The 4,981-nt window shown below is 59.6% G+C and carries 5 protein-coding genes and 1 pseudogene; all 6 read right to left on the bottom strand.

Annotated features, from left to right (window positions below):
* On the bottom strand, positions 1-213 hold a 213-nt coding region (locus AC0GNO_RS23735; RefSeq protein WP_030093369.1), incomplete at its 3' end, for a DUF4158 domain-containing protein.
* A gap of 159 nt (positions 214-372) precedes the next feature.
* Positions 373-654: pseudogene (locus AC0GNO_RS23740) on the bottom strand (IS21 family transposase); the annotation flags it as partial.
* A gap of 514 nt (positions 655-1,168) precedes the next feature.
* On the bottom strand, positions 1,169-1,897 hold the full coding sequence (locus AC0GNO_RS23745) for a class I SAM-dependent methyltransferase (RefSeq protein WP_031942805.1): 729 nt from the start codon (positions 1,895-1,897) through the stop codon (positions 1,169-1,171).
* 700 nt (positions 1,898-2,597) lie between these two features.
* A complete protein-coding gene (locus AC0GNO_RS23750; RefSeq protein ID WP_029309111.1) occupies positions 2,598-3,389 on the bottom strand; it encodes a phosphodiesterase in 792 nt (263 codons plus the stop codon).
* A 15-nt stretch (positions 3,390-3,404) separates the two neighbouring features.
* Positions 3,405-4,667: an ABC transporter substrate-binding protein gene (locus AC0GNO_RS23755; RefSeq protein WP_472905745.1), complete on the bottom strand. Its 1,263-nt coding sequence runs from the start codon at positions 4,665-4,667 to the stop codon at positions 3,405-3,407.
* Between the two features lie 18 nt (positions 4,668-4,685).
* Positions 4,686-4,981: ABC transporter permease subunit (locus tag AC0GNO_RS23760; RefSeq protein WP_472905744.1), on the bottom strand; the 296-nt coding region annotated here is incomplete at its 5' end.

A 4,981-nucleotide genomic window follows, 5' to 3' on the forward strand; every position in this document is an offset into this window, starting at 1 on the left:
TACTGGAATTACCCGAAAGGCACCGAGCAAACGCCCACTCATGCGCAGGAAACCAATATGGAGCGCCAGACCAAGCTTGTGGGAATCACCTCGGCGTGCATTGATTGCGTCGCGCTCGGCACCATCGAAGGTGAAAAATGCCTTCATCTCGAAGTCGCTGATATCGCGGGGGAGCCCACGCATCCCCAAAAACGTTGTGTGCCAACCCTGCATCGTGAACCTCAAAAGTGGGAGGCCACCATACCCGTTTACAAAGCGAACAGGAAAGTCAATGAAATCAACGGTCTACCCAGACCACCCCCGCGCCAGTGCTAGCTTTGCGTACCGTCACTTATTGCACTGAAAACGAGGAGACCCCAACCAGCGCGTGCCCACGTTGAATTGGCTGTGTTCGGGATGGCGGATCTCGTTCCACAGGGCGCGGCAGCGCTCACTCAGCCAGGCATTGAGTTCGACAAAGGAACTGAAGCGATGTCGGGCCGCCTCGATCCAGATGCGCCGACGGCTGTACTGCACGTTCTTCTCCACGCGCCCCTTCTCCCAGCCCGCCGCGACGTTGCAGAAGTCAGGGTCGTACAGGTAGTGCGCGCACATCACCGAGAAGCGCGCGTTGACAGTGCGGCCCTTGCCCTTGTGGACCTTGTCGACGGCGGTAAGCCCCGCTGCTTCAGGCCGCCCCACGAAGACGCAGACAAGTCGACTTAAAGGCAGCTTCAGACTGATGGCAGAAGTTTTAGGCCGCCGCGCTACTCGTTTGTACCAAAGCTGAAAGCATGCATCCGCGACATTGATAGGTCAGGCGACCGTGCCGGCACTTGCAAACCTCGACGGCGGCGATGTATTTGGCCCCATAAACTGACTGCTGAAAGTCGGCAATCAGGATGACGACAGGGGTACCGCATAGATCCTCAAGTGGCGAGCGGCGGCTGCCGTACGCACATGGCGCAAAGCGCCTTTGTGCGCAGCATCTAGGTTTCTCTGAACGTCGATGACATCAAGCCGGCAGGTTTCGTCTTGACGATGGCGGCGTTTAATCAAGCATTGGATCCGCCTGGATCCGCCGTCATTTGGCTCGTCGACGACCTAAATGCGCGTTTGGTGCTCGATCCGACGAACTGAAGATTACCCGCCAAGGCCAAGAAGCTTGCACTCGCCAAAGCTCTGCAGTTCAGGATTTCTTTCGGAAAATGACGACGTGCTGCCACGGCAGCCTCGCGTCTGTACGCACCCACTGCAACGGCAGGATTTCCGCTTCCCGGCGGATCTGCCTTTCCGTCATCTTGTGCAGCTGCTTGATCTGTACTGCGGGATCTTCCGCCTTGTACTCCACGAAAACGACCCGCCCGCCGGGCGCGAGCGACTGCACCACACTCCTGAGCATCTCATACGGAGCAGACAGCTCGTGATACACGTCGACCATGATCGCCAGGTCGACGGACCCCGGCGCCAGACGGGCATCGTTTTCAGTACCCAATGAAGGCGTGATATTGCGCATGCCTTCGGCTTCCGCAGCCTGGCGCAAAAGCGCGACCATCTCGGGTTGCACATCGACCGCCAGGACTCTGCCGGAAGGGGCGACCAGGCGCGCCATGCGACGGGACAGGTAGCCGGTACCAGCGCCGATGTCGGCAACCACCATGCCTGGCTTCAACTCCAGCGCATCCAGGAGAAGGTCGGTACGTTCTTCCTTCTCCCGTTCCTGGCGTTCGAGCCATGGCGCTCCTTGCCACCCCATGACCTGTGCGATCTCGCGACCCAGGTAGCGTTTGCCGATGCCGTCGGCGCTGGGCACTCCAGCGACGTACGCTAGCTCTTGCGCTTGCGCCGGAAAGCTGCCGGCACCAAGCAGCGATCCCAAAACCCCAGCTAAAACTGCAACGTTCCGAAAGAGTGTCATGTCAATCCAGTCAATCTCAGACAGGCATTTCGAAGTGGCCTGAATCTGCAGGTCAAGCCCTGCCGTCGCATTTGTCGCTGCAATGAAATGGGAACAACAGGGAGACTTATTTGACCCAGGTAGCAATCAACCAGTTTCAAATTTCGAAGACCCGCAGTTGGCCGTTTGGAGTCATGGCCCTCACAGATCTGGAACACAAAAGCACGTTAGCACCGCTTTCGCAAGGTAAAGCGCTTCGATTCTGCTCGGAGAGTGCCATTAGGCCAGCAGCAGGTTTCGCCCGCGGCTCACGTGTAAAGCCCGTGTAATCATGCCGCGAATACTTCACATAAAAGGGGAACCTGCGAGAACAGTTCAGTAGCCTCAATCAACCGCAAACTCGCATGGATGCTGGATTTTTCCAACTTTTTGAGATTCTTTAGAAATCGAGGTAGCGAAGACTCTTAATTCGTAGGTCGAGTTGTTGGCGCCGACTGGAGAGTGAGCCAACGGGGGTGCGGCACCGACAGCTATTTCCTCGGGTCGAAGCCTTTCGTGCAGCGTGCGCAGCGCTCGCGGCGCACGCTGGGCGTGCCCGTCCGGCAGGTGCACTACGATTTCTTAGGGCCCGCTTCGGCCCTTGATTGAGGCTTGAATCGCCTGCAGAGTCGGCAGGATCGACTTCACGGCACTGGACCAAGGGCCGCCTCTGCATCCGCGCCTACGCGCCTAGCCAGAATCTCTCGCTGCGATCGAGAAAGTCATGCAGGTGCACGATCACCGAATCGTCGTCGAGCAGGACGACGGCGTACTGTGGTGGCTCGAAGCTTCCCGGGATGTCTTCGGATTCCCCAAGGTGCAGTGCCACCTGATGGTTGGTACCGCGCAAAGTCGAGAAGGGGATGCCGCGCCAGGTGCCCGAGATGGGCCGGTGGATGTGGCCGAAGAACAGGTGCTTGATGCGATGCGCGTGGCCCTTCAGTGCTGTCAGCAACCATTCGTTGTCGACCAATCCGATTCGATCCGCGACCGGGATGCCAAGGTGGAATGCCGGATGATGCATGAACAGGAGCACCGGTGAATCATCCTCCGCCAAGCGCTGGGAAAGCCAGTTTGCCCGTTGCTCGCAGAAGACGCCGCAATGCGTTCCCGGTTCGTTGGTATCCAGAAACAGACCCCTGAACCTCCCGATGGCCTGCTCGTACTGGACGAACCCATTGCTGTCCACCGGCACCTGTGGGAAGCGCTCGCGGAAGTTGGTCCGGCTGTCGTGGTTGCCGAGAATCAGATGAACCGGCATTGGCAACCGCGCGCATTGCTCCGACAGCTGGCGGTAGGCGTCCGGGTGCCCGACATGTGCGAGGTCGCCCGTGATCACGCAAGACGCTGCGTCCGCGTGCTCGGCGATCACGCTGTCGATGCAGCGCTCGAACCGTTTGCCGGGGTCATGGCCGTAGAGGGCGCGACCCTGCTCGACAAGATGAATGTCCGTGATGTGGATGAACTTGTGCATGGTCGTGCCTTGCACTCAGCGCGGCAGCAATGCCTGGACGGCCTTGCTCATCTTGCTAAGGGCAACGGCGGGTTGCACCTCTTGCGAAACCACGGTCTGGAGGTGATCCTTGATTACGTCGGTAATCTTGAAGCCGTTGTCACCCGGAAACGCGTACGGGGCGGTGAGTACCGGCATCTGCGCGATGGCGGTCAGATGATTGGGGTTTGCCTTGTAGAAGGGCGCAAGCAGGTTCGGGTCGGTCGCTGGCAACGTGTTGGCCGGGAAGTAGCCGGTTGCCTTGACCATGGTCGTCGCGCCCAGCGGGCCGGTGGCGAACTTGATGTATTCCCAAGCAGCGGCCTGCTTGGCAGGATCCTTGGAAAACATCATCGCTGCATTGCCGCCGGCCGGCAGTCGGCCGTCCTTGGCAACGGGCATGCGGGCGGTACGAATCTCGAACTTGCCTCCCACCTGCTTCGTGATGCTGCCCAGGCGCGCAGTGGTTGTCGCCAGTACCGCGAGCTTGCCGCTCACGAAGTCCTGCGAGGCGGCCGAATAGGAGATGTTGCGCATCTCACCCTGCTTGACGAGCTGTTCTAGTGTCTGGATGGCGGCCTTGCCTGCGGGGCCGTCGAAGGCCACCTTCTTCTCGTCGGCGGTCAACATGGTGCCGCCGTTGCTGAAGACCAGCGCCTGCCACATCCAGTTGCCCGTGATGTCCCACTCGACGTGAAGGCTCTCGGTGCCGGGCGTTGCCGCCTTCGACTTTTTGGCCGCGTTCATGATGGCATCCCAGTTCATGGGAAAGCGATCGGGCTCCACGCCCGCCTTGCGCATCAGGTCGGCGTTGTAGTAGATGACGGGTGTAGACAGCGCGAAGCCGATGCCGACCTGCTGACCCTTGACTTGCCCCAGTGAAAGCAACGCTTGGTCGTAACCCATCCCCGCCCAGCCCTTCTCCGCCTTGATGAAGGGCGTCAGGTCGACAGCGAGCCCACGGTCGGCAAACACGCGCAGACGATTGAGGCCCTGATAAGACACATCGGGGAGCTGGCCCGTGACGGCCTGGCGCAGAACCTGTTGTGCCGCGACCTCGTAGTCAGACGTGGGCGCACGGAACGTGACCTTGTACTGGGGGAACTTCGCCATGAAGTCTTTTGCGATTGATTCATGGACCTCTTTGAAGAGATCAGCGTACGCGTAGTCGATCACGATCTCAGTCGGTTGCTGAGCCTGTGCCAGGCCGGTGGTCATTAACACGGCCAGTGCGGCGGTTTTCTTAAACAGTTGTTTCATTGCTTGATTCCTTGCGGTTTAACCTTTGACGCCGGTGAGCGTCACACCTTCGATGAAGCGCTTTTGCGCGACGACGAACAACAGCACCAGCGGCGCCGTGATCAGCACCGTGCCGGCCATCAGCGGACCGAACGCGCTGCCTGCTTCCTCATTGCGGAAGAACATGGTTCCCAACGGCGGCGTCGCCAGATGGGGTGAATTGATGACCAGCAGTGGCCAGAAGTAGTCGTTCCAATGCCAGACCACCGAGAAGATCGAGAACGCCAGCAAGGCAGGCATGGCCGTGGGCAGCATCACGCGCCAGACGATCTCCA

The organism is Hydrogenophaga sp. L310 (assembly GCF_055703065.1).

What these genes read in the sequence shown, in the direction of transcription:
- AC0GNO_RS23745 (WP_031942805.1), bottom strand. Translation starts at nt 1,897, where the DNA reads ATGACACTCTTTCGGAACGTTGCAGTTTTAGCTGGGGTTTTGGGATCG.
- AC0GNO_RS23750 (WP_029309111.1), bottom strand. Translation starts at nt 3,389, where the DNA reads ATGCACAAGTTCATCCACATCACGGACATTCATCTTGTCGAGCAGGGT.
- AC0GNO_RS23755 (WP_472905745.1), bottom strand. Translation starts at nt 4,667, where the DNA reads ATGAAACAACTGTTTAAGAAAACCGCCGCACTGGCCGTGTTAATGACC.